Below are 25,867 nucleotides of genomic sequence, written 5' to 3' on the forward strand. Positions count from 1 at the left end.
AATAGTCAATGATACCTTCACCAAAAACACACGTAACTAAATCGTTACAGAAAGTGTTAAGTAAAATACTCGATGAGGCTTATATTACTAATGATTTATTAAGTGAGTTAGACTCTGAAAGTAGTCAAGCTTTTATTAATAAATATGTAAGCCAGTATGATAATAATCATCAACGAACAAAAGCAGGTCAGGAAATACCAATACTAGACCAGTTTCCAACTGAGCAATTACCTGATACATACATTGTTGTTGGTTCTGGCTCTGGTAAGGAACAAGATGGTTCAATTGGTTCTATATCAGGAGATAACTATGGGTATAGAAATAAACCTGATATAGTTGAATCAGCCCCTGTAACCATTGATGATTTTAATTCTTCCATTACTATAACAGCAAATAACTTTATTACTGATTTAGAGGATATCGAGGGAATAGCTGTTTCACCAAAACAAATAAGTTTAGATGGAAATTTGATTCATATCGAATTAGACCCTTACCTCCTAGATTCATTTAAAGATTCTAAGTCTGTTAGGATTACTTATGTTCCAGGAGATGACGTTCCTATAGTTGGAGAAACTAATGGTATTGATATGCAAGAAGAAGTTAATATTGTTCTTGTATCAAATAACATGCCTTCACTATATGCATTAGATTCTATTGTAAAAGGGGCGTTCATTCTTCTTAGGAAATCGACAGAAGAAACCAGAACTTACCAATTAGGTAACTTGGAATTTTTGCCAATAAGTACACTTCAAGACGAGAATTTGGGAAATACCCCTACACCTTACTATGCAAGAGAAATCAATGCAACATATACAGTTACGTATACATGGGACAGAGATTTCTTGGAACAAGTTAAAAAAGTTATGAGCAACATAATAGAATAGGAATTAATAATAATAATGGTACAAAAAAAAGAAGCTACAGATGTAGTAGAAAACAAACAAAATGATGAAGTTAAATACGAGGCACCTCAAAAGGTGTCTTACATCCACGTAGACACGTTTTTGAAGAGCGTTAAGTATATATACCCAGATATAAGTTACATGCAAATAGCAGGGTTTAAAGGCTATATGCAAGGTAGACAATATATGACAAGTATGGAAGCATTCAAAAAAGAACTTGACACCTACCTTGGTAAGTAACTTTATCATAAAATGAAAGGAATGCTATTTTATAGCAACACACTATGGCAATAGATAAGTATCCAAAAATCGCTCCTTCACGCCCAGGAACACAAGTTATAATTGATTCTACTGGTTTGGAGGGCTCTGCAACTGATTCTACTAAAGCAATCGTTGTATTCGGTTCTGCTACATCAGGAGAACCAAACCAATTATATAATTTAACATCACTATCTCAAGCTAAAGAGATATTTAAGTCAGGTGATTTAGTTGACTTTGCTGAAATAGCTTGGAGTCCTAGCACTGATACTGTTGGTGCAGGTAACATATATGCAGCCCGTGTTGATAGTGCACAACAAGCCACATTGACTAAAGGAAACTTGACAATCAACTCTGAGGTATGGGGAGCATCAGCAAATAACATCTCATTAACTCTTGAAGATAACACCTTAACTAACTCTAAGAGATTAACTATAGATGATGGTGTTCTGAATGATAGAGAAGTTTATGACAACCTCGGTAACATCTTTACTGTTAGCTATTCAGGAAGTCAAGCCGTTGCAACTATTGCTATTGCATCTGGTGTTCTAACACTATCTGCAGGTGCTGATGCAGAACACGTTGACCCAATTGCTACTTATAAACTAGTTAACTATTCTGATTTGATGACTATCATTTCAGATATAAATAATCATGATGGTTTTGATGCAGAGTTTACTCCATTTGGTGAAAAAGGTGTATCTCCTGTACTTCTAGAAGAACAGTCAGGCGACTTAAAGAGTGAGGGTGACTTTACTGTTAAAGCTGTAGCTGCGGACATTGCATTACAAACTGAGTATTCAGGTCTTGTATCAATTGTTGCTAAGGATAACACCACAGTTGCAAACTTCACAGGTCAACTGTCTGGTGGTTCTAATGGTAGTGTTCCTGCTTCTTGGGCTTCATCATTCCAAATACTAGCCGAACAAGATGCACCATATGCTTATTATGTAGTTGCTCTTTCACCAGATGCAACAGTTCATGCAGAACTTAGTGCATTTGTAACCGAACAAGCTGCTAGTGGTTTCCCTCTAGTGTCTATCGTTGGTGGTAATGCAGGAGAAAGCATTTCAAAGTTGCTTGGTCGTCAACGTGCCCTTTATAGTTCTCGTGTTGCAATGACTGCTATTGAACCAATTGTCACTATGAGTGATGGTCGCTCACTATCAGTTCCTCCATATCTAGCTACTGCATTTATAGCTGGTATTGCTAGTGGAATTCCAGTAGGAGATAAGGTCGAATACAAGCATTTGCGCATTAGCGGATTGGCTCGGTCATTCACATATGACCAACTAAATCAGCTTCATCAAAATGGTGTAATTGTTGCAGAAAAGGTTCGTGGTATATCAAACAATGGTTCATACCGAGTTGTTTCAGATGTAACTACACAAAATACCAAGTCAGACCCTGTTCAATCAGAATTATCTCTAAGAGAAATCACTGACTTCTTAGCCGTTGAGTTGAAAGATATGTTGGATTCAACATTCGTTGGTACAAGAGCAACCGATACATCAGCATCTATTATTAAGGCACACGTTAGCTCATTCTTCCTACAACAGATGAATGCAGGTGTAATCCAAACATATAGTGAAGATAATATATCAGTTGTTATTGAAAATGGTATTGCACGTATAAATGCTATCCTATCTCCTTCACGTGGTATTAACAATATCTACATGACATTGGATTATGAGTCAAGTACGTTGAGTGCCTAAGGAGAATAAAACAAAATGACATCATTAGCAAAGCAAACAGTCCACACAGGAAATACTGTTATCTTCTCAATCGCAGGTAAGCCAGTTGCTCGTGCCCAAAGTCTAAGTGCTACTCGTTCATATGGTACTATTGCCGTTAAAGAACTTGGAAGTATCATGGTTAAGGAACACGTTCAAACAGATTACGATGGTAGATTAACAGTAAGCAAGTTCAGAATGAGAACATCAGATTTGGAAGCAACAGGTTTCGGTTCTTATGGTGAAGATATTCTTAACCAAGGTGTTATCGATATAACTCTTGTTGATTCTGAAACGAAACAAGTTCTAGAAAGTTACTATGGATGCACAATCGCCTCTCAAAACCTAACGGTTAGAGTCGGAGAAGTTGTCGCAGAAGAAGTAGACTTCATGTACCTAAGTGCCAAAAAGAACGATATCGTCTAATAACACTTTATAAAGCCTTAATTGGCTTTTTTTATTGCACTAATTTCTGTTACACTTGATTTAGATTAACTGAAGACAAAGGAATTTAAACATGAATAATGAAGAAGAATTAGAAGAGCAAGAAACTCCTATTGTATCTAAAAATAGTGAAGCAGCCGAAAACATACTCGAGCAGGTAATATATAACACTAATGATACCTTCAAGAAAACGTATGATTTTAGAAGAGAATTAGGTATTACTGTTGATATTAGTATTAAGATGCCTAATGCTTTTGAGCGTGCAACACTTGTCAAAGAACAGGTTGGTTTATTTGATGAACTATTTGCATATGTTGACCCTGCTAATAGAATTATCTATGATACACTAACATTAATTGAAAAGTTTGGCAAGTATAAAGTATACAAGTATACTAATGATAAAGATATTGATGGAAATCCTGTTATTAACAAACAAGAGATACCTGATTACTTTTCTATGAAGAGATTCCCTCGTGAAGACCTAGTTACACAAATATGGCAGGATTATCAAGAGTGGAGGTCTCGATTTCTCGGATGAGTTATCAAGTCTAGGAACAATGGATATGGTATCTAGGCATGCCTACTCTAGGAATATGTGGACGATTATGAAAAAGTTCAATGTATTACCTACAGACCCTAGATTCAAAGCATTAACAGAATCTCAAATATCATTTATATTTGCTAATATTGTTAATGATAATGAGGACATTAAACGAGCAAAGCAAGGTCTTGACCCTCTAGCATTTGAAGATGTTGCATATGATAGTACGTTTGACTATGATGGGGACGTAGATGACTTCGAACTTGTTCCTGAATGGTTAGATGTAGAATCGTTCACCAAGACTGTTAGAGATAATGCTCCAAAAGATGAAACATATGAGAGAAAAATAGAATCATTATACGCAGATAAAGATAAGGTATCTGAGACAATCGATGCAGGTATTGCACAACGAGATAAGAACCTACAAAGATTGTATGATGAAATGGATGCCAAAAAGAAGAAAGCTTCAAGTACGGACGATGAAGATGATTTGCCTGTACTATGATTGGATGAATTATGCCTAATGAATCAAGAGTGATTAACTATAAAATAAGTGCAGATAGTAGTAATGCTGAGCAGAGCTATAATAAGTTAATCAAAAAACAACAACAACTACAAGAGAGAAGTAACTCTAATAATGGATTTATAAGTCAAAAAGACATTGTTAATGTAAATAGGCTTATAAACCAACTCAGAGAAGTAGATACTATATCTAGTGATGTTATTAACAAACAAGTTAATGCGTTATCACAAACAGTAAAAGGCGCTCGTGGTGTTTCTCCATCACGTAATTTTTCTAATGCAGATTATGGTGGTACGAGTAGAGGAAGAGCATCAAATCTAGAAGATTCTAAGAGGGAACTCAAGGAATTTGAGGATATGATAAAAGGCTTAAATAAGTCAACTTCTGCTACAAGGGATGGGTATATCTCTAATAAGCAGTATCAGAACCATAGAGAACTGCAAGGAAGAGCATCACAGTACTTCCAATCAGGAACTGATAGTAGTGGTAGGGCTGTGCCACCAACTATGATAACTCAACTTAAACAGGATTTAGATAATCTTCATAAGACGTTATCTGCTGAAAATAAAAGAATAGATTCTTTGACAGAAGCAGGAAGAACTGATACTAAAGGTTATGCATCTGCTGTTGGTCGTGCTGATTCTATTAAAAAAGAGATGAACAATAAGCAGACTATTTTAAATAAGGCTAGTTCATCAAACTATCAGAGTGCTTACACAAACAGTCAAATAGACCCTAAACAAGTAAGACCAGACAGAGGAAGTCTAGCTTACACAATGTATGAACGTGCAGGTTCTATTGGTATGGGTATAACCGCAGGTGTTGCAGGTGTTGCGGGCACATCATTTTATTCCGGTATAAATGATAGAAAGAACATGGCAGGAGATACTAATGCTATTGCTCTTGGTACTAATACACTAACAGGAAGTGGTGCTTACGACCAAGTAGCGGTTAGACGAGCAAATCAAAGTCGATATCTAGAAAATCTAGGAGTGACAAATAGTCAGGCTGCTGGAACTGAAAATAACTTCATGCAGGCAACTGGTATTAGTAATTTAGCTAGTCTTGTTAGCGTTGCAGGCAGAACAGGAAAGTTCGCTAATGCTACAGGTACATCATATGATGAATCTTCTGCATTAACGTCAACTTACGCAACATCTGTACAAGGAGCTGATTCTAAAGGTCTAAAAGATTTGCAGAATACTATCGTTGGTGGATTGAAACAATCTGGAATGATTTCGCAAAGTAAACAGCAAGTAACTGCATTTAATAGTTTACTCCAAAGTGTTACATCAACATCTGGAACTTTAAGTAATAAACAAGCTCAACAATTAGCTGTAACACAGAGCTCTTTGGCTGAAACTGGTAAAGCAGGTCAAGGTACAAGTGGTAATGATATTCTAAATACAGTTAACAGTTCTTTGGTTGGTAACGCCTATAGTGCATCACAGATATCCATGCTAAGAGCCTCTAATCCAAATCTTAGTGTTTTCCAAGCTATAAAGCAAGGTAAACAGGGTATCACGAATACAGACAATCTTAGTTCTGCATATAACATGGCTCAATCTATGGGTGGTGGTGATGATGCATTAGACATATACTTAGATTCTATGCTTGGTGGAAAATCATTAAGTGACCCTCAAATGAAGTCGCTTAGAAAGTTAAGTAAGAAGGCTGCGGATGGTACGCTTACATCATCTGATAGTAAGAAATTACAAAATATAGGGGCTACAACAACAGATTCTAATAACGATAGCCAAACAAGCTCAACTAACGGAGAGCTATCTGACTTAACAGCTAGTCTAAAGGCTGCTAATGACAACTTCTCTGATTTAACTAATAAGTTAATTGGTGCTACAGCTAGTGCTGTTGGTATTACAGGAGCATTTGCTGTTGCTGCAAAAGCAGCTCTAGCATTCGCTGCAATGGCTGCAAGCGCTGGAATATCTTCAGGAATTGCAAGTACTATCAGAAGTGGAGCCACAAGAGCATCAACTGCTACTGCTCGCTCTGAACAAGCTTCGATGTCACGTTCTAGCGTAGGTGGTGGCGGTATCTCAGGTGGAAACAGTGGTGGTGGATTCTTCTCTAGTGTAAAGTCAAAAGCAAGTGCTGTAAAGGCTGGAGGATATAGAGGTGTTGTCAACAGTGCTAAAAACACACTTAACAATGTCCGCTCAACAGGTGTTAAGGGAATAGTAGCCAGTGGTGCTAGTAAGCTAAGAGGAATGTCTGGTGCTAGTAAGTTAGCTGTAGGAGGTAATGCTCTTCTAACGGCAGGATTAGCTATCCCAGAACTTGTGGGTGACTTCACAACAACAAAAAAAGGCTCTAAGAAGAGACATCAAGCTGTTGGTGAAACGACAGGTTCAGTAATTGGTGGTGGAATAGGTACAGCCTTAGGTGCTATGGTTCCTATCCCAGGTCTTGATATCGCAACATCTATCGGTGGAGGTTATATAGGTAGCATGATAGGTGGAAAGATTGGTAAGGGAATCGGAGGAATGTTTGGGACTTCTAAAGATTCACAACAAAAGACCAATAAAGATACTGCTAACCTTAAACTTCGTGAAAAAGTTGTTAATGAAGATTCATCAGTAGCAGATAAGTGGAAGAAAGTCTTACAAGACAAGGATTCTACAAGTAGCTCTAGTTCAACAAAACGTAAAAGCTCTAACAGCGGTAGTGGTAGCTCAGGAGATGCACTTAAAATCGTTCTATCTGGAACTGTTAATCACCAAGGTAGTGTAACAGATATGTCTGCTCTACAGAGTTCTATAACAGGTGACACAGGAATACAATCTTACCTACTATCACAGATAAGTGGTAATGAGAGTACTATAAACTAATAACTAACCTTTTCTAAAGAAAGGGTTTTTATTATGCGTATTTGCTTTTAGATTACGGGACGAATGAGTTAAAATAGATATATAATCAAAAAGGTAAGATAATACATGGCTGATGCTAACTACGCTAGAAACGTTACAGTAAGCGTTAAAATAACAACTGAAAAAAATGAATTCTTATTGACATATGATACTGAAGAGCAGGGTTCTAAGGATACTTACTTTAAGAAACTATCTACAGGAGAGATATCTGATGGTATAATTTCTCTAACAACAGAGAACCAAATGTCTAACGATATGGGTACATTTAACCTAGTTATGGTTGGTACTCAAAGATGGGAAAACTTATTAACTAGTAATGACATTGTTGAAATTAGAATAAACCCCAGTCGCCCATCAAAAGTAGATAATGATTTAATCATGGTTGGTATGATTAGTGAAGTTAGAATGATTGGTCAATATGGCGAAAACTCTGCCGTTTATCAAGTAAATGGTAACTCTATGTCTAAAGCAATCACTCAAATGTCATTAGGAACTATTCAAGAGTTAAACGGTCTTATGGGTGATGCAGGATGGATGTATGGAATTCCTGGTATTAGTCAAAATGATAAAGGTCAGTATACTGAAACAGATGGAAAAAATTCCGCTGGTACATCTGTTGGCTCAGATAACAAATCAATAACTCAATTATCATTCATGGGACAAAAAGCTTCTGGTATAATTGACCAACTAATGAAGTGGTTTTTATTCCAACATAGTAGTTATCAATATGCTAACAACAGAAGTATATCTGACTACTTTGAACTTAATCTATCTAGCAGACCTGAGGAATTTTTAACTGACCCAACCAATATAACCAGTTATCAGGGTAGCCTTCTACAGTTGATTAAAGATAGTGCTGCTACACCTTATAATGAAATACGAGAAGATTACTACACCGATAGTGAAGGTAATGCTAAAGAAATCTTCTACTTAAGACCAACACCTTTTGAATATAGTGACTGGAATAGCCTAGATGCATACTCAGTTAGCAATAATGAAATAGTCGAAAGGACTGTATCTCGTTCAGATACAGAAGCCTACTCTATATTTGAGACACCTATTCCAAGTAATATTATTCCAAACACTGATGGGTCATTACTGGCAAATCCTGTTTACTTCCCTAGCCTTACATCTAAGTATGGATTCAACCTTTTATCAAAAGAAAATAAGTATATATTCCGTTCTGAATATGATAATAGTTCAACTTCATCATCTTCTGGTACAAGCCTAAAGGATGGAGGAGCACCTATTACTTCCGCAGATGTATCTAGCATACAAAATGCAACATTGAGATGGACTGACAAAAAGAATATAACCGTAGATAGTCTTAATGACTTTATGAACAAATATGGCGTTCCATCAAACTCTCCTTTCAGGGGTAATGGTTCTTACTTTATAAATGCAGGTAATGCTTCTGGTCTTAATCCAGTTTATATACTTGCTCATGCAGGTATTGAAAGTGCATGGGGAACTAGTAACATTGCGCAGTCTTATCATAATTACTTTGGTATATATGCCTTTGATAATAACCCAGATAATGCTAAGACACTAAGTAGCAATGGTGTTGAGTCAGGAATAATTAATGGTGCAAACTGGATTAGTAAAAATTATTATCAAAAAGGTCATACCACTCTTAACGAGATGAAGGCTGCTGGATATGCCACTGACCCAAATTGGGCTACAAGTATCGCATCGGTTATGGCAGGATATTATGCTAGGGAAAAATTCTCTAAGTCAAATAAGAAAGATTCAAATCCATTTGCACAAACGTCTCTCGGTGATGATAGTTTACTGGGTAATGCTATAAAAGCAAAAAAAGGTAAAAGTACTTTACCTGCTGATTCAGTATTATCACAATCAATTGGTCTTAGCAACGGTCTAAGCCCAGATTCTTTACTAGGACAATCAGTAAAAAAAGAAAAAGATAAAGCTAAGCAAAAGGCAGAAAAAGAGTCATCCAAGAAAAAAGAACAAGATGCTAATGATAATATCAATAAGCAGAATTTAAAAAAATATTCTATGTATTTAGCTAATTGGTATGCAGATAATTCTAGTTTCACTTCAGGGGAAATAAGAGTTGTAGGTAGACCTGGCTATAGAGTAGGGAATATACTAATAATAACTGATAACTCCGAGGTAACACAATCTGGAGATAGTGTTATGTGGAAGTTCTACATTGAAGGTGTTTCTCATGAGTTTAGTTTAACTAGTGGATATACTACTGTGTTGACTGTGACAAGAGGTCTTCAGTCAGATATAACTGGATTAGATAGATTTAAACACTATAATCAAGCAGTTGCTTTCACAGGTGGCTTATTCGGAGAAGCAAACTTAGCTACTTTGTATAGTAAGAGTGTTTCTTTACAAAATGATGGCTCAGGGAGTGATTCTAATGACTCATCAGATAATGTATCTAGTGGTTCTGGTGGAGATGATTATCCTGATAAATGGAGGAATGCTACACCCGATAGTATGGCAGATACATGGAACTATTATAATCGTGAGTGTGTCTCATTCTGTGCATGGAGATTATCAAAGTCGGGAGTTTCCCCAACTCTGTTCTCAAGTTTAGGTAATGCATCTAACTGGGGTCTTAAACGTAGCCAATATGTTACTAAAACACCTCACGTTGGTGATGTAGCATGGTTCTCTCCAGGATGGGGAGGAGCTGGTGGTGCTGGTCACGTAGCTATGGTAACAAAAATAGATGGCAACAATGTTAACCTAGATGAATATAACTGGGAAAACTTACACAACTTCCATCAAAGAACAGTCTCAATAAGTTCAGTAACAGGATTCATACACTTTAAATAATAAGGATATAAAATGGATATTGTAAAATCACTAACTCCTGTAGAGCTATCAACTCAACAGGGCACACAAAATACAACTAAATCAGATTTAATAGTTCAACCAGTTTCTCCGGATAAAAACCCTCAAGCTAGTATTTTACAATTTTCATACAGTGATGACTTTATTCAGAACTCAACCTTTTATTTAACAGATGACCAAATAAGCGAATTATCATATGGAACCAGCAATTATATGTTAGCCTATGCAAACTACTATTTATCTCAAAATTCTAGGATTGAATACGTTCATTCAAAAGGTCATGACCCAAAATTTAACCCTTTGCAAGTACCAACTACAAAAATGATACAGATAGACAATAGCAGTTTTGTTGGATGGTTATGTTATCAAGCTAACATAAACAATTGGACTTCTGAAGATGCTTGTGGCAACGTTGAAGATTTGCTTAATTCTCAAAAATTATTCACCATATCAACAGGTGAAAAAACCATGACGATTACAGAAAAAAGTTCAATTATAGCGAAAGCAACAATCGGTGATTTGGTTTTCTTTGATACACATAAGAAAAATGGTTCTGTTGGTATATTCACTGGATATAGAAATGGCAATTATAATTTTATAATCGCAACAGGTGTATCAAACAATATTACAAGAAGCGGAATTTATGAATTTCAATTCACAGACTACTGGGCACAAAGATTCAATGGAGGAATACGAGCAGTTATTGCTCGTTAATACATATGTCAGATTACGTAAGAAAATTAAAAGGTACAGCTACCCTACAGTCAAGCCTTGGTAGAGAAATAAAGGACGTTTACAAAACTGGTTCTAATAACTACAGCTTAATATTTGCTACTGTTACAAAAGTAAACTTTGTTGCTGGTACTGTTGATGTTACTACAGTTCAAAAATATGATACATTAGGTAATGCGGAAGGTACAAGTGGAGAATTAAGTGCTCGTGTTCCAAGTCCATTTAACGGTGTAACTGATACTGGTTTCCGTTATGGCGAAACATTCCCTATAAACATTGGCGACTTAGTATTAATTGGTTTTATAGATGGTGATAGTACCAGACCCGTTGTTATCAATGTCTATAAAACACCTGATAATGCAACTGCTTTATCCAATACCAGTGCAACAACAGGTAATCCTAGCCAGGGTGAATTATACAATGACACAATGAGTTCATTCAGATTATACCCAGGACAAGTATATGACTACGTATCTGGTGATGGTCATCGTGAAGTTACACTATCCGGTGGTAGCTTCTTTAAGACTGCTTCTGGTGAGAGTGGCGATGGTATCCTTAATAATTATGGTTATGGATATGATGATTTATACAAAACTGATTTAGTATCGGGGGATAAGATAAAACCTTATTCATCAACAGCATCACAAATGCTACTTATTCATGGGGCATCTACTAGCCCAAATAAGACAGCAGTATTATTTGATGACGATAATTCATTGTCATTAAGCCGATACGTAGTAGGTGAAGATGGTAGAGGTGATGTTAATCTTAAGGCTGACAAGAGTGTTGAACTTAGATATCAGAATAAAGATTGGGTTCCTGATGATTCTAAGTCAAATTCTTCTGGGGTAAAAGCTGACGATACTGGAGTCAACGTATGGTCTGGTGATTATAATCTATCTGTTGGTAAAGATGGAATTGTAAAAACATATAAGGGTGATGTCATTGAAGATGGTAATGTATCACAAGCAGACCTAGATGCCTTAGATAAAAAAGCACAAGGATATGCAGACAGTTCTTTAGACTCTGCTAATCAAAATATTAATAATGCTATAGCTGGATTCCAAGATACAACAGATGAAAACTATAAAGAAGTTATGAATGCTATTGATGAGGCTGATAAAAAAGCTCAACAGTATGCCAAAGATGCTGAGTCAAATGCTACTGTAGACCTATCAAATGAAGTTAAAGAAAGACAAGCACAAATTGATGCAGTTGACCAAAAAGCTAAGGGTTATGCGGATGAAGCAAAACAAGATGCAATGGACGCTGCTTCTAGTGCTGATGGTGTTATAAGGAAAACTATAGAGGATACCAACTCTGAATTAAGCACAACAATCCAGCAAAATAAGGTCGATGCAGATGGAAAAATAGAAACAGCTCAGACAACTGCTACTCAAGCTCTAGATGGTCTTTCTACTAAAGTAGAGAAGACAGACTATGACCAAAAAACAGATGAATTAAGCACACAAATAAATGCTACTAGTCAAACAGCAACACAGTCTAAGCAGGATATTGTTGATATTAAAAATACAGCCAGTCAGCAAGAATCTAAAATAAATAGTATTGTAAGTGATGCTAGTCAAACACAGCAAACTATTAGTGATATCCAAAAAACACAGAGTAGTCAATCTGATAAGATTAATCAGATTACTACTGACGTTGATGGCACTAAACAAGAAATAACTGATATACAAAAAACTAATGATTCTCAAGATTCTAAAATGGCTACCATACAAACTACAGTTGATGGTATGACAACTGATTTTTCTGACTATAAGAAAGATGCAGATGGTAGGATATCAGTTGCACAAACAACTGCAAGCAATGCTGTTGATGGATTAAAAACAAAAGTAGAGAAGACAGATTTTGATACAGCAACAGGTAATTTAACTACTCAGATAAACACAACCACCCAGACGGCTAATCAGTCTAAGCAAGATATTGTTGATATTAAAAATACCAATGCTACTCAAGATTCAAAAATAAATAGTATTACTAGTGATGCCACACAGACTAAGCAGACTATTAGTGATATCCAAAAAACACAAAGTAGTCAATCTGATAAAATTAATCAGATTACTACCGATGTTAATGGCACTAAGCAAACGATTGGTGATATTCAAACTGTTCAAGGAACACAGACAACTAATATTACCAATCTAACTACACGTGCTAATGGCTTTGATACTACTATTCAGTCAATGAATAATCAAATCAACAGTCTAGGTAAAATTAACCAACTGTTTAACACAGAGTTTAGTCCTGATTTTGCTGGTTGGTCTAGCACAGGTTCTGCAATTACAGGAGCTGTAGATAAATATGTTACTTCGTCAGGTTCATATAATGGTTCAAATGCAATATATATAGATAATAATACTGAGACATCAACATATTATACTAGACATTCTCAATTAGTTCCTGTAAATGGTGTTACAGTTATATCTTTATCTTGGGCTGTTAATACAATTACATTAAAAAACTATGCGCATTTATTTGTTAAATTCATTGACTCCACAGGTAATACTACAAGTAATATGTATAGTTGGGATAGTACAATTGGTGGTGGTTGGGTGACAAAAACGCTACCTAATATAGCTGTCCCATCAGGAACAGTTCAACTAATAATAGACTTTGAGACTAGAGAGGGGTCTCAGATGTACTTATCACAGCCAATGATGGTATTTTCACCGACAGTTGGTGACTATGTACAAGGCAATTATAACAATAATGCCCGTGTTCTTAAGATAGAGGCTAGGGCTGACAGTATTACCACAGAATTATCAAGTACTACAACTACAGCCAACAACGCACTATCTAGTGCTGCCACTGCACAAACAAGTGCAAATACTGCTAACAATAATGCAGGTAAAGCGCAGTCTAGTGCAGCTACCGCACAAACTACCGCTAACAATGCGCTATCTAGTGCAGCTACCGCACAAACTACAGCCAATAGTGCTAGTAGCGCAGCAATTGTTGCAACTAGCAATGCTGCAAAGGCACAGCTAACAGCAGACCAAGCTACGTTAGCTCTCAGTTCATATAAAACAGATGCCGATGGTAGAATAACAAAAAACACTAATGATATTGCAGCTACTGCTGAATCATTTAGTGTAAGTATATCAAATGTACAGTCTAGTGCTGCTACAGCTCAATCTACAGCCAATAATGCATTATCTAGTGCTGCCACTGCACAGACAAGTGCGAATACAGCTAATAGCAATGCAGGTAAAGCACAGACAAGTGCTGATACAGCCAATAATGCTATAAATAACCTGTCTGTAGGTGGTAGAAACCTATTGCTAGGTACATCTGTTAGTATTACAGGTGTTGGTAATAATTCTACAAATGGTAATTTTGACTCACAAGGCGGTAGATACTATCTTGCAGGTAGTAAAAAGGTATCAGACCTTTATAACCAATACGGATCATCAGGGTATCTAACTATATCGTTTGATTGGGTTGCTAGTGGTTCTACTTTATCAGGAACATTTTATCCTCAATGGGCAGGAGCGCCATATGGTGGGTTAACTGGTGCAGTTATAAAACCTAGTTCTACCAATAGCTCTGGTCATTATGAAAATAGTGTCGCACTAAGTTCAAATGGTTATTCTACTGGTACAGCTACTAGTGTTCAATTTAGACAGGATAACTTACAAGGAAACATAACAATTACTAACTTAAAGCTAGAGTCTGGTAATCAGGCAACTGACTGGACTCCAGCTCCAGAGGACGTACAGGCTGGTATTGATACAGCTCAGTCAGGTGTTAATACACTTTCTCAAGTAAACCTGATAAACAATTCTGACTTTTCTCCTGATTTAGGTGGGTGGACACAAAACAACAATGGAGCAAATGGTAACTATACAACCGGTGACTATGACTATTCTGGTGCAGTATATGTGCTAGAAAGTACAACAACAGGAATGGCACGGACAAACAGTGCCCCTATACCTATAAATTCCTTAAGTCCTGTTTCTTTTTCATTTAATTTCTATATATTCACCCTTCCTAGTGGGGGTTCAGTCTACAGTCAGTTAACATATCTAGACTCTAGCTATAATGAAATCAATGGCAGTGGCTATCCAGGAGGAATAAACTTAGCAACAGGTAATGCAACAGGTAAGTGGATAAACAGAACTGTTAATAACCTTTCCTTTACTCCACCAACAAACGCCAAGTACATTGTATTTTCTTTTGATGTTAGAGGTAATGGAACTAAGGCTGGATTCAATCGACCTATACTGGTTAAAGGTACTAGCGTAGGAAGTTATGTTAAGGGTGACTATGGGATGTCAACCACAACCACACTTCAATTGACAGCTAGTAATTTCACCCTAGGTATTGATTCCAATGGTAATCTTATATCTGGTATTACAGGTAATGCTCAGTCATTATCACTTAATGGTGCTACAATATACTTGAACTCTAAAACAGTTATTGCAGACGACTTTACTACTAGGCTGTTGTCTGCTTATGATGCTACTATTGGTAATACACTTACTATTGGTAGTGGTGGAAGTATACAGTCTGTTCTAGGTGGAAAGATATGGGACTTTACCCCTAATTCTGGATATTACTTAGTAGATAACACTAATCCTTGGTTCCAAGTAGACCAAACAGGTACATTCATAATGAACTCACTAGGGGACTTAGAGTTCAATGGTACAATTACTGCACCTGATAAGGGTAAGTTGCCTGACGGTAGTACCCCATATGCATATCCTACCCAGACGACTGATGGGAGTACAACAGTTACTTGGACTAATAAGTTAACAACAACAACTTCATTAGGTATACAAGGTCTACGTGTTGACCAACAAAACTATAATAGACCAGAATCATCTGGTGGTTTTGTTTATGTAACAGGTCATGGTATATTTACTGGTATGGACCAGGTTAACCCAAGAGGTGTTATGACACCTGATGGTAATTTATATGTAGACACTGTTAACCTAAACTCTGGTTACTCATGGAAAACTACGCAAGTACCAACAGCAGTAAGTAAAATATGGCAAGGTGTTTATAATGGTACAGCAAATATGTACCTAGACGCGGCTGGATATGTCCGTATAGCTAATGCTGCAGGTAACAGTGGTGGAAAGATATACGTTAATGGTGACGGAGTACAATTATTCAGTGATGTATCAACTCTTGTTTTAGGAATAGGACACTCTAGAAATGGGTATTTGTACTATGAGTCAAAGAAGTCTGGCTCTGGAGGTTCTGATGTAAAAATGGCTGGTGACGGGGCTTTCTTCGCTCAAACATCTGCTACTAAGTATAAGACGAATATACAGTATGATACTACCTCTACACTAGCAGATAGGTTAATGACACTTGACCTTGCTTCTTGGAATGATAAGGGTGAGGAGGATATGCGTGTTGCTTATAAGACCTATGGTGATGAGCCTGATTATGCAATCAACCTAGATGGGTCACGATACGTAGGTCTAATAGCAGAAGACTTAGTTAAGGCAAATCTTGAGGAATTTGTTGTTAGAGACCCTAGAGACGGTACAGTAGAATCAATAGAGTATGATAAAATAGGTATAGCTCTTATACCAGCAGTTAGACAACAAAGGGAAATGATTAACGAACTACGGCTAGAAATAGAAAGGTTAAAAGATAAAATAAAATGAATAATTTGCAAATGAAAAATGAAATTCCAGATAATGATAAGCAAACAGTTAAGCTTATGTTTGACGCCACATTTTCAGATGGTACACATATTGAGAATGGCTCTGTTACAATTACACGAGCAGACTGGCTAAATATGACTGGAACACAGAAGTTGGATAAGATTGCCAAAACAATGTCTGATAGATTGTTAGAGAGCATGTCTACTTATGTAGCACCTGCTGATACTACCACGGAGGGTAACTAATGCAAGAAGATAATCAAGAACAAAAAGTAGAACAGTCACAAGGAACACAAGTTGATGCTAGTTTAGTAATTAGCAATTTAGCACAAGATGTTGCTGAGAAGACAGTTCAAATAGCTACCTTAAAGGCTAGAATTTCTGAGCTAGAATCAAAAGTTAAATAAGGGCTTTGCCCGTACATATCAAATAAATCTATCTCTACTACTTGCTATATTAGGGAAGAAAGGATAAATAATACTATGACACAGGCAGATGGAACGCACTCACTAAAAAGAATGAGATTATCATATAATGGTGCTAACTATGATTTTAGAGTTAACCCAGAAAATTATGAAAAAACAATACCACAACGTGTCTCTGTTACTAGAACACAATCAGCGACAGTTGTTGAAGATTTTAACAATGATGTTGCTGTAATAACTATAAGTGGTACAACAGGTAATGATAAAAACCAAACAGCTATAAATGGCATGAAAAGTTTCCTTGATGGATTTAATAGGAAAAGTCCTAGGTATGGTCAAACACCAAAGCCTTATATGATATTTTATAATTTCACAGATGGTGAATATAATTATGTTACTATGCATAGTGATGGAGTAACATACACACGAGATGTTAATAATCCATTAGTGTCACAGTATAAAATATCTTTTTATGTTATAGGTGACTTAAGTGATGCTGACATAGATTCAACTATAACAAATGCTGAAACAACTACTTCAGATAGTAATAAAGGTTCTGGTAGTACATCATTACGTTCAGCAGGTTACTCTAGTGGCACAGTTAGCTCTGATAGTCAAGCTGGAACTAATAGAGCATCCACTATTATAGGAGCTAGATAATGAACACATCACAAGATAGAACGCTATTAAATTTTATATCTAGTATTCCAATGAGCTATTCTGGTGATATAAGCGCATCAAATTCTGGTAATTATATCTCAAGTAAAGTATACTACCCAACTTTTTCTGTATCTACTTTAGCACTCAATATGTTTAAATCGATTAACAATAATACAAGTGGGTATATTAGTTCAGATGATGTTAATTATAACACAGTAATACAAGAAAGTCTAAAATCAGAATGGGCTAAATCACAACCTAATTTGTTAACACTACTTAGAATGGTTTACTTAGAGTCATTTAGTGCTATCGATTGGGAAACACGAACCCAAAGAAATGTGCAAGTTACAAAAAATGATTCTCTAGTCCTTTACAATAACATAGGATACATTATTGAATCCTTGGAAGAATATGATGATAAATATGAGGTTATTATGGTATCACTACAGAAATTGCGCTCTGATATACTATACGCTCATTCAGTCATGAGGGGTGAACCTAGTGCGCTATAAAAAGTATACAGTCCAACAAGGCGATACATTACAAAGTATTGCACAATCAACATTAGGCGATTTAACTCAGTGGTATTCGTTAGCTTCTTTTAATGGTCTTAAGTTTCCTTACATTGTTGAACCTGATATGAAGAATGTTAAACGGGAACAGTTAGCAGCAGGCGATTTGCTATTAATTCCAATTGAGGAGTCCTATGCTCAGGTAGAAGATGCGAAATCAATTGCAGATAGAAAACAAGTTTCTGAGTATGTGTTCGGAAGGGACTTGTCTTTAATAACCGATTTAGACACAGCTAACTATCGAGCAGGCTCAGATGAAATAGTTGGTTTAGATTCTGATGGAAAAGGTTCAATTAATGTTGTAAAAGGTTATGATAATATTGTTCAATCAACCTTAATGAGATTAAATACTCCTATTGGAAGTTTGCCTCTTCACCCAGAATACGGTTCACATGTTTATGAATTCTTAGGAAATCTAAACTCATCTATAGAACTAGAAGTTCTTAAAAGTTGGATTGAGAAAGCAATTAAAGGTGATAGTAGAATAAGTGATGCAACTGTTACAAGCTATTACTCTGAAGATGATAGGGTTAAATTCAATATTAGAATAGTTCCTATATCAGAAGAAGACCAACAGACTATCATTATAAACATGGACTCTATTGGAAAATTTACGTTAGGTCAGTAATATGAATATAAAAAAACAATCTGAAGTCTTACTAGATATGTTAGACTTCACTAATGCAACTACAAACAAAGTAACAGATTACTCTGTTGGTTCTGCTGTCAGAAGTATATATGATGCAGTATCAATAGAAATAGACCAGTTATATATGTCTTCTTATCAAAACATACGGGAAGGAATTGAAAATGGTCTAATGAGCAGCTTCGGATTCACAAAAAAACGGGCTGTTAATGCATATGGATATTTACAGATAAGTTTTACAACACCTCTTGCATCAGAACAAATAGTATCTGCTGGTACATCATTCACAAGTTCTATCCCTTCTAAATCAAGCATTATATATCAGGTAGTTAAATCTGTAACCGTTCCTATTGGTTCTAATTCATTTTCTATATTAGTTCAAGCCGACACACCAGGAGAAGTTGGGAACATTATTAAAGGTGGCATAGATACCGTTCAATCTGGTCTTGCAAACGTATCTGCTGTAACAAATCTAGAAGATATATCGACAGGAAAAGAAGAAGAGAGTTATGAAAGTGCTTTAGCAAGATTCCAATTGTTTATTTCAGGTTTATCTAAGGCTACAGCCGTATCTCTAGAAAATGCTACACTAGCTATTCCTGAAATAAGTGGTGTATACGTTGATGAAAAGGTTGGAACCGTTAATGTCTATGCACACGATGGTAGTGGTAACTTGCCTAGCTTTTTACAGGCAACTGTTAAGGAAGCAGTTGATAAGGTAAGACCAGCAGGTATACAAGTAACAGTCCTTCCCATATTCAAAACCCCTATTGATATAGATGTTACGATTACACTTCCAGTGTCATATGCCAATAATCTATCTTCTGGTTATGATGACAGTGTTAGACAATATATAGCAGCATATTTAGATTCATTCACTGCAGGGAAAAGCCTAGTTAAGAATGAGTTGATTACAACTATAATGAACTTCGATGAAAAAATATATGATATCTCAGTTAATAACCTAGACAATAATACAAATACAATGCCATCAGATTTGATAAGAGCTGGAAGTATAACAACTCACTACCAGACTATTTAAGGATATAGTATGCTTAGAAACAATTATAACGCTACTCAAGATAAGAGAGGGCTGTTTGAAAGATTTTTACCAACAATATGGTTTAATCTTAAAAATGGTTCTGATACACATAATGGATTTTTGGGTGCTATTAAAAATGAAATAGATGAATCAAACTCCGATATCATTGAGTCTTATGGTGATAGCTTTTTAGATACTGCTACAGGAAATGCTCTAGATAAATGGGCAACAACCATTGGTTTAACGAGAAAAAACAATGAGATTGATGATACTTTAAGAAATAGAATCAAGAAATATATTACAACAGAACGTGGTACCATATCAGGAATAATTTCTGGTATAAAAGATTACTTTGATGATGATGACTTAGCAGTAGAAATATATGAACCATATACGAATATATTTTATCTAAACAAATCTACCCTTAATGGAAGAGACCATTTACAGGGAAATTATTATAGGTTCGCTGTTATAGACATTCATATTAGTACCACACTTGATGTTAACACACTTACTGATATTGTTAATAAATATAAAGCAGCAGGAATAAAGGTTTATTTCACCTATGTTCCTTCTCTCGATGGTAATTACAGTATATTTATTGGTTTCGATGACTTTAGTGTACAGTATATTCAACCTTCTGTTTATAAAACATTCTCTCTAGAAGATAGCACAAGAGAACAGACTTATCAAGTTGGGGATAATTTCTCTGAGTTCACATCTGAAGATGAGTTCACAACTAATAAGGACAATCTAAATTCGGAAAAGGTTCTTGCAGGTGGCAATGCAGGAAGTCCTAATGCGACTGCTGGTGAATCTATACAGATTAACAGCCAAGGACAACAGAACAAACTATTCAACACAGAATTTTCTCCTGATTTGTCTGGGTGGCGTTCAGCTAATGCCCCAGATTATTTGAATTATATTGACACCAGTACTTTTTATAATGGTTCGAGGGTTGTTCACTATAATAACGGTAAGTCAACGAGATTAGATTTTCAGTCTCAAATGATACCTATACCAGACCCAAATCAAACATTCTCATTTAGTGTTTGGGTTAAGGGACAGGTATATGTAATGGTTGAAGGTTTTCAAACCATTGATGATTCGTCAATAACTGGTTCATCGTGGACTAATGGAACTGACTGGTCAGATAATTACAAAGATTGGACGTTACTGAAAATAAATAACAAAACCTTGAACGTGGGGAAAATCGGTACAGCAAAATACATTTCATTTACATTAGCTTCTAATAGAACTGAATTTTGGGCTGCCCAGCCAATGCTCGTTTTTGATACAACGGTTAGTGATTATGTACAAGGTAACTACAATGAAGTTACACCATTTTTCTCAGATATAACGTCTAAAATAGGTACGACTATTAAGTATAATGATTATTCGTATTATACACTTAATTCCCTTGCTACTTATAGGTTCAATTACGATATTCCTTCTTTGATTCAGAATAAGTTTTCTAATAGTTATAAAGTACCTAGAAATGTAAAGTATCTTAAATTTATATTTAGGAAAAACCCTTATGGAACCAATATAGGGAAAGTCAATATTTATGACTCATCTAAAAATAACATCAACAGTGCTGGCAAATGGATTACAGACAACAATAGTATAAACGGTGATAATATTTATGAACCTGATAAGGCTTACAGTATTAATGTCCTGGAACTAGACAATATTATAGATTCGTTTAATTACATATCTATGGATGGTTTATACCCAGGTAATGTTCCAGTACAAATTTTATACAGTGAGAACAATATAGACTATAGTAATCTTTCCTATACGGATACTGACTCATTAAACTCATTAGTTGAAGTTTATTCTGATGATTATCAAGAAGTACTGAAGGAGATTTTTGAGAATATAAAACTTAATTTGACATTCTTAGATATTAAGAAGCCTAGTAAAGTAACTGTGTCATTGTCAGATAACTCTCAGAGCCAGACATTTAACCTAGATAGCAAAAATATGGTTTGCGAGTATACTCCTAATTACAGAGATTTCGCTATACTAGATGACAAATTTGTTTTAACATTGCAAATTAAGACAAACACTAACGTGGACTTAAACTACTCTGCATTAATTTTATCAGGTCAACCTAACTCAAGTGATAAACTAGAATCATCTGACGTTCATTCTTGGGTAAATTATACTATAAATAATGATGGTAGAAACCTACTATTAAACTCAAAATTGCTATATACATCTGGTCTAGGAAACAATGCTGGCAAAACTACTATCACAGTCGAGCCTTTTGATGACACCACTAACATGTGGCACCTTGTAGCACCACAACAATCTTTTGATAATGCGGGTATTTATATAGGTAATAGCAGTATCAAAAATGGCGACTCGTGGGCACTTAGCTTTGACATCAAAGGGACTGGTATATGGTCAAGTATTGGTGCACAAATTGAAGGTTCAACGGTGAACACTGTCGTTGAGCCTGTTACAACAAACTGGAGCCGTTTATCATCAACAGGTATAAAAACGAAAGATGGTGGGTCTACTGTAGTATATTTCAACCTTACTAACTCGCCTCTTGATGTATATATTAAATTGCCTAAGTTAGAAGAAGGTACTATACCAACTGATTGGACTCCAGCTCCAGAAGATTTTTCTCCAACTATTTAAGTTTCATGTTAAGATATGTAAAATTGCATATCTTTTTTATTTACCATTATAAGGCTATATAAGCCTGTTTAAGGAGTTTTATATTGTACTGGTATAATTATATACAAATGTGATTATAAGCTAAAAAACAAGCTTATATGAGCAATTAAAGTATTTGTAATTGTTGCTTGACATTTGTTTATGATATGTGCTATAGTAGAGTTACAAATAAATATGTTGATAAGTACATTTATTGTACCTATCGGTGGTTTCTTTCCTTGCGCCACCTTATCCTAGCAAGTAAAAACGGTACAGGAGTGTAGCCGTAAAGTGGGATGAAATTCCGACTAAACCACTTCCGAAAATATATGGTAGCGATATATTGGGCAATGAATTATTGGAACATAGGTCAGTGCGCCTGAGAAGTTATTGCTCAAAGCACGGTTTGAAGAATTAGCAAACTTCATTAGAAATACATAGGTATTTCTGGAAGACTGGTGTAGTAGCCTAAACAGGTGTTGTCGGACAGTCAGCAACATAATTACTATAAGCACGGGTGATACGAACAAAGTCGATACTTAACTGTACTATGTTGTATTTTTTTAGTCCTTTTTATAAGGGCTATCTCTCTGTCTCTAGCTTACTACCTATGTTGGTAAAACCATATCGAAATAATCGATTTGTTTTACGCTATCTTAAGTTATAGATGTAAATAAAGTTTTGGTTTTATGTATGAGCGCCTATATGGTATACTTACAATGTATCAATTATATGCCTTAGGAGAAAAAAATATGTCGTTGTCTGTAACTGTGATATCAATGAACATACTAATAATGATATTTATCATAAATATGAAGAAAGTAAATATTATATTAAACAAGTATTTATCTTATTTGATTTATTTTGTTACTTTTTCTAATATAGTCATAGAGTTGCCCATGTTAATAAAGTCATTTTATCCAAATTTAGTGTATAATTATTCATTAAGTAATCAAATAAGTGATGTAATAACTTCTGGAATAATACTATTATTGGTAATTATACTCTATTCTATAAATATTATCATAATAAGTGTATCTAAACATACAGAAGAACTTATTAAAAAATACTTAAAAACACTTGACTAATATTATATTGTATGTTATAGTTAGTAATAAAGTAAACTAAAAGTTATACTTTAATCATATAATGCCTTTGTAGCTCAATGGTAGAGTAAGCGCCCTTTAAGCGTTGTGATAAAGGTTCGAATCCTTCTAAAGGCATATGAGCCTATAACTCAATTGGTTAGAGTAGCTGATTCTTAATCAGCAAGTTGCAGGTTCGAGTCCTGCTAGGCTCATTTGAGGTAATCTCATCTCAATATTAAATAGTAGTGATGTTTGTTGTGTAGTGCGACATGTTCACCAAGGAGAAAATAATGAGTAAAACAAAAGAAAATATAATCGTTCTGAATTCGTTTAATCATGATTCAGAGATAAATTCAGATGGTAAGTATCCGTCAGGTGTTAGAGAAAAGATACTACCCTATAATCCCAATAACTCAATAAGTGGTAAGTTTGATGATGAAAAAGATACCATTATAGAACTATTGAGATTATCTATTAATGATAGAACACGTTCAAAGGCTACAGTTCAAATAGTAGAAAAGCTTTTTTATCAAGCCATGTGGTTATCAGAGTTAGTTGCTGGAGCGGTGTTCTTTAATGATAGTGATAAGGAACGCTTAGATAATGTATACGATACAGAATTAGAAAATCGATATGATGAAATGTTGTCTTCTGTTAAATATATAGTAAATAATCATTTAGATGAAATGGCTACTGTTAAACCTATTTCAGATAATACCATTGATAGTGACGAATACTCATTTTTAAACAGAGTTGATGACTTCCCAACAATAATGAGAATTTTTCTTACAACTGAAGTGTACGGAACTAAAGTAGAGTTTAATAATATAATTGCTATGATTACTGGAGATTACTGTATTCCTAAATCTGGAGTAGAAATAAGTGACATTGTATATATAAAAGAATATATGTATACAATCAGTGATAGAATTGGTCATTTATTAGATGATGGGTTCTCATACTTTGATGAATTTCTAGATTCTAAATTAAGGTATTGACATACTATTTATTATATGGTAATATAGTTATATTGATTAAATGAGATGTAGTGAACATCTATAAAACCTGAATTTATTACCGAACATCTAATATTATGTGTTACGGTCGTTGGCAAGCAACAGAAAAACTTGTGTATTTCCGGACTATGTGTGTCGGTGTGCTCGGCAGGAGAGTTTAAACTTCACAGACAGAAAGACATACTGTCATAAGGACAGAGAGCCTATTACTGAATTATCTGTCATTCGATTAGTGGTAGGTGTGGCATATGGCATAAATGGTAATGTAAACTATCATAGTTATGAGGTTCGAAACCTCACTATGTCATTCAACTGAATTTCTGGCAGGTGGTGGAATAGGTAACACTATGTACTGATACAAAAATGTATTGGGAGTTAGAGGAGATAGATTACTAACATTTCATAGGTCTGGTTGACTGTCGCCATTGAACAAGGACAGCTACAGAGTAATCAATGTAAGGTGCAAATCCTTGCCCTGTCATTAGTAAGTGAAATGTCCCGAAGTGGGAATATACGGTTTAGGTGGTTTAATTACTGGCTTTACTTTAAGGGGTGGCACCTTAATTACTATATTATAGCAAGATAGAGTAGTGGTCAACTCGCTTAACCGCTTGCAGGTAAGAGGTAATGGGTTCGAATCCCATTCTTGCAATTGGTTAGTGTTTATCCTAAATAAAAGCACAGGTGGTTATTTGCTTATCCTAGCTATATTTGTTAAAAAGCATACTATGATTCAGTTATCACCATAGCGACATAATGTCTCCTTCAATCGCGGTAACTCGTGTAAAAAGATTGCAGCTCGTTGCTTTATACTAGTTAGGTGGTTTCTGTTAGTGAATGCATGTGAGCCACGATTTGCTCCGGAGTGCAAGACGTTCGAGTCGTCTCATTCACATAAAATTCTATGATGGATACTCACATCCGAAAAATGCTGAGATAATGGTCATAATTAGCTACGTGTGGATATGTAGTAAGTGCTATGTGTTGGCACCTAAGTGACTATGATTTGGCGGTATGGCGAAATTGGTATACGCAATAGATTCAAAATCTATGGTCATATGGCATGTAGGTTCGAATCCTACTACCGCTATACTTGACATTATTAAGTAATTGTGTTATAGTTATAATTGTCATTACAGTTGTTGGGGAATACAATTGATTGACTTTATTGCCTCATAGCCAAATGGTAAGGCACTTCACTCTGAATGAAGCGATTTCTGGTTCGAATCCAGATGAGGCAGTTGACAAATAATA

Annotated in this window: 17 protein-coding genes and 5 tRNA genes; all 22 read left to right on the forward strand. The window is 35.5% G+C overall.

All coding sequences use genetic code 11. The features are described 5' to 3' along the window. The first annotated feature begins 8 nt into the window (after positions 1-8). The 22 genes from RND61_RS15040 to RND61_RS15145 all read left to right on the forward strand — a co-directional run bounded on the left by RND61_RS15040 (position 9) and on the right by RND61_RS15145 (position 25,854). Complete coding sequence (locus RND61_RS15040; RefSeq protein WP_449343278.1) at positions 9-884, forward strand: hypothetical protein; 876 nt, start codon at positions 9-11, stop codon at positions 882-884. Positions 885-1,186: 302 nt separating this feature from the next. Next, a complete protein-coding gene (locus RND61_RS15045; RefSeq protein ID WP_315878454.1) occupies positions 1,187-2,875 on the forward strand; it encodes a hypothetical protein in 1,689 nt (562 codons plus the stop codon). A gap of 15 nt (positions 2,876-2,890) precedes the next feature. Beyond that, the gene (locus RND61_RS15050) at positions 2,891-3,319 is read left to right on the forward strand and encodes a hypothetical protein (protein WP_315878455.1); all 429 of its coding nucleotides are present in this window, start codon (positions 2,891-2,893) and stop codon (positions 3,317-3,319) included. 91 nt (positions 3,320-3,410) lie between these two features. After that, positions 3,411-3,875, forward strand: coding sequence for a hypothetical protein (locus RND61_RS15055; RefSeq protein WP_315878456.1), 465 nt, complete (start codon positions 3,411-3,413; stop codon positions 3,873-3,875). Between the two features lie 55 nt (positions 3,876-3,930). Then, entirely contained in the window at positions 3,931-4,383 is a 453-nt protein-coding gene (locus RND61_RS15060) for a hypothetical protein (protein WP_315878457.1), read from the forward strand. A gap of 29 nt (positions 4,384-4,412) precedes the next feature. Continuing rightward, positions 4,413-7,250 carry a hypothetical protein gene (locus tag RND61_RS15065; RefSeq protein WP_315878458.1) on the forward strand — a complete coding sequence of 946 codons (2,838 nt, stop codon included), beginning with the start codon at positions 4,413-4,415 and terminating at the stop codon, positions 7,248-7,250. Positions 7,251-7,355: 105 nt separating this feature from the next. Beyond that, a complete protein-coding gene (locus RND61_RS15070; protein ID WP_315878459.1) occupies positions 7,356-10,103 on the forward strand; it encodes a CHAP domain-containing protein in 2,748 nt (915 codons plus the stop codon). Between the two features lie 12 nt (positions 10,104-10,115). Then, positions 10,116-10,835 (forward strand): NlpC/P60 family protein, encoded by a 720-nt coding sequence (locus RND61_RS15075; RefSeq protein WP_315878460.1) that lies wholly within the window; start codon positions 10,116-10,118, stop codon positions 10,833-10,835. 5 nt (positions 10,836-10,840) lie between these two features. Next, positions 10,841-16,495, forward strand: coding sequence for a hypothetical protein (locus RND61_RS15080; RefSeq protein ID WP_315878461.1), 5,655 nt, complete (start codon positions 10,841-10,843; stop codon positions 16,493-16,495). Next, on the forward strand, positions 16,492-16,740 hold the full coding sequence (locus RND61_RS15085; protein ID WP_315878462.1) for a hypothetical protein: 249 nt from the start codon (positions 16,492-16,494) through the stop codon (positions 16,738-16,740). Before RND61_RS15080 ends, RND61_RS15085 begins: the two co-directional genes overlap by 4 nt. Then, positions 16,740-16,901: a hypothetical protein gene (locus tag RND61_RS15090; protein ID WP_315878463.1), complete on the forward strand. Its 162-nt coding sequence runs from the start codon at positions 16,740-16,742 to the stop codon at positions 16,899-16,901. The genes RND61_RS15085 and RND61_RS15090 overlap by 1 nt, the downstream gene beginning before the upstream one ends. Before the next feature lie 75 nt (positions 16,902-16,976). Further along, entirely contained in the window at positions 16,977-17,579 is a 603-nt protein-coding gene (locus RND61_RS15095) for a hypothetical protein (RefSeq protein ID WP_315878464.1), read from the forward strand. Further along, on the forward strand, positions 17,579-18,091 hold the full coding sequence (locus tag RND61_RS15100) for a hypothetical protein (RefSeq protein WP_315878465.1): 513 nt from the start codon (positions 17,579-17,581) through the stop codon (positions 18,089-18,091). Before RND61_RS15095 ends, RND61_RS15100 begins: the two co-directional genes overlap by 1 nt. Beyond that, positions 18,081-18,779 carry a baseplate family protein gene (locus tag RND61_RS15105; RefSeq protein ID WP_315878466.1) on the forward strand — a complete coding sequence of 233 codons (699 nt, stop codon included), beginning with the start codon at positions 18,081-18,083 and terminating at the stop codon, positions 18,777-18,779. Before RND61_RS15100 ends, RND61_RS15105 begins: the two co-directional genes overlap by 11 nt. Before the next feature lie 37 nt (positions 18,780-18,816). Further along, positions 18,817-19,839 (forward strand): baseplate J/gp47 family protein, encoded by a 1,023-nt coding sequence (locus tag RND61_RS15110; protein ID WP_315878467.1) that lies wholly within the window; start codon positions 18,817-18,819, stop codon positions 19,837-19,839. Between the two features lie 9 nt (positions 19,840-19,848). Further along, complete coding sequence (locus RND61_RS15115; protein WP_315878468.1) at positions 19,849-22,491, forward strand: hypothetical protein; 2,643 nt, start codon at positions 19,849-19,851, stop codon at positions 22,489-22,491. Between the two features lie 1,169 nt (positions 22,492-23,660). Next, positions 23,661-23,732 (forward strand) — tRNA-Lys (locus RND61_RS15120). Positions 23,733-23,735: 3 nt separating this feature from the next. Beyond that, positions 23,736-23,809: transfer RNA gene (locus tag RND61_RS15125), tRNA-Lys, on the forward strand. Positions 23,810-23,887: 78 nt separating this feature from the next. Next, complete coding sequence (locus RND61_RS15130; RefSeq protein ID WP_315878469.1) at positions 23,888-24,595, forward strand: hypothetical protein; 708 nt, start codon at positions 23,888-23,890, stop codon at positions 24,593-24,595. Between the two features lie 594 nt (positions 24,596-25,189). Next, a tRNA-OTHER gene (locus tag RND61_RS15135) sits at positions 25,190-25,265 on the forward strand. Positions 25,266-25,621: 356 nt separating this feature from the next. After that, positions 25,622-25,703, forward strand: a tRNA-Leu gene (locus RND61_RS15140). Between the two features lie 79 nt (positions 25,704-25,782). Continuing rightward, positions 25,783-25,854: transfer RNA gene (locus RND61_RS15145), tRNA-Gln, on the forward strand. Positions 25,855-25,867 lie beyond the last annotated feature (13 nt).

The sequence above is a fragment of the Streptomyces tamarix genome, from assembly GCF_032423885.1.
Classification (GTDB): Bacteria; Actinomycetota; Actinomycetes; order Streptomycetales; family Streptomycetaceae; genus Streptomyces; species Streptomyces tamarix.

Excerpts from the sequence above, each read along its gene's own strand:
- RND61_RS15040 (WP_449343278.1), top strand. The coding sequence starts at position 9 with ATGATACCTTCACCAAAAACACACGTAACTAAATCGTTACAGAAAGTG.
- RND61_RS15045 (WP_315878454.1), top strand. The coding sequence starts at position 1,187 with ATGGCAATAGATAAGTATCCAAAAATCGCTCCTTCACGCCCAGGAACA.
- RND61_RS15050 (WP_315878455.1), top strand. The coding sequence starts at position 2,891 with ATGACATCATTAGCAAAGCAAACAGTCCACACAGGAAATACTGTTATC.
- RND61_RS15055 (WP_315878456.1), top strand. The coding sequence starts at position 3,411 with ATGAATAATGAAGAAGAATTAGAAGAGCAAGAAACTCCTATTGTATCT.
- RND61_RS15060 (WP_315878457.1), top strand. The coding sequence starts at position 3,931 with ATGTGGACGATTATGAAAAAGTTCAATGTATTACCTACAGACCCTAGA.
- RND61_RS15070 (WP_315878459.1), top strand. The coding sequence starts at position 7,356 with ATGGCTGATGCTAACTACGCTAGAAACGTTACAGTAAGCGTTAAAATA.
- RND61_RS15075 (WP_315878460.1), top strand. The coding sequence starts at position 10,116 with ATGGATATTGTAAAATCACTAACTCCTGTAGAGCTATCAACTCAACAG.
- RND61_RS15080 (WP_315878461.1), top strand. The coding sequence starts at position 10,841 with ATGTCAGATTACGTAAGAAAATTAAAAGGTACAGCTACCCTACAGTCA.
- RND61_RS15085 (WP_315878462.1), top strand. The coding sequence starts at position 16,492 with ATGAATAATTTGCAAATGAAAAATGAAATTCCAGATAATGATAAGCAA.
- RND61_RS15090 (WP_315878463.1), top strand. The coding sequence starts at position 16,740 with ATGCAAGAAGATAATCAAGAACAAAAAGTAGAACAGTCACAAGGAACA.
- RND61_RS15095 (WP_315878464.1), top strand. The coding sequence starts at position 16,977 with ATGACACAGGCAGATGGAACGCACTCACTAAAAAGAATGAGATTATCA.
- RND61_RS15100 (WP_315878465.1), top strand. The coding sequence starts at position 17,579 with ATGAACACATCACAAGATAGAACGCTATTAAATTTTATATCTAGTATT.
- RND61_RS15110 (WP_315878467.1), top strand. The coding sequence starts at position 18,817 with ATGTTAGACTTCACTAATGCAACTACAAACAAAGTAACAGATTACTCT.
- RND61_RS15115 (WP_315878468.1), top strand. The coding sequence starts at position 19,849 with ATGCTTAGAAACAATTATAACGCTACTCAAGATAAGAGAGGGCTGTTT.
- RND61_RS15130 (WP_315878469.1), top strand. The coding sequence starts at position 23,888 with ATGAGTAAAACAAAAGAAAATATAATCGTTCTGAATTCGTTTAATCAT.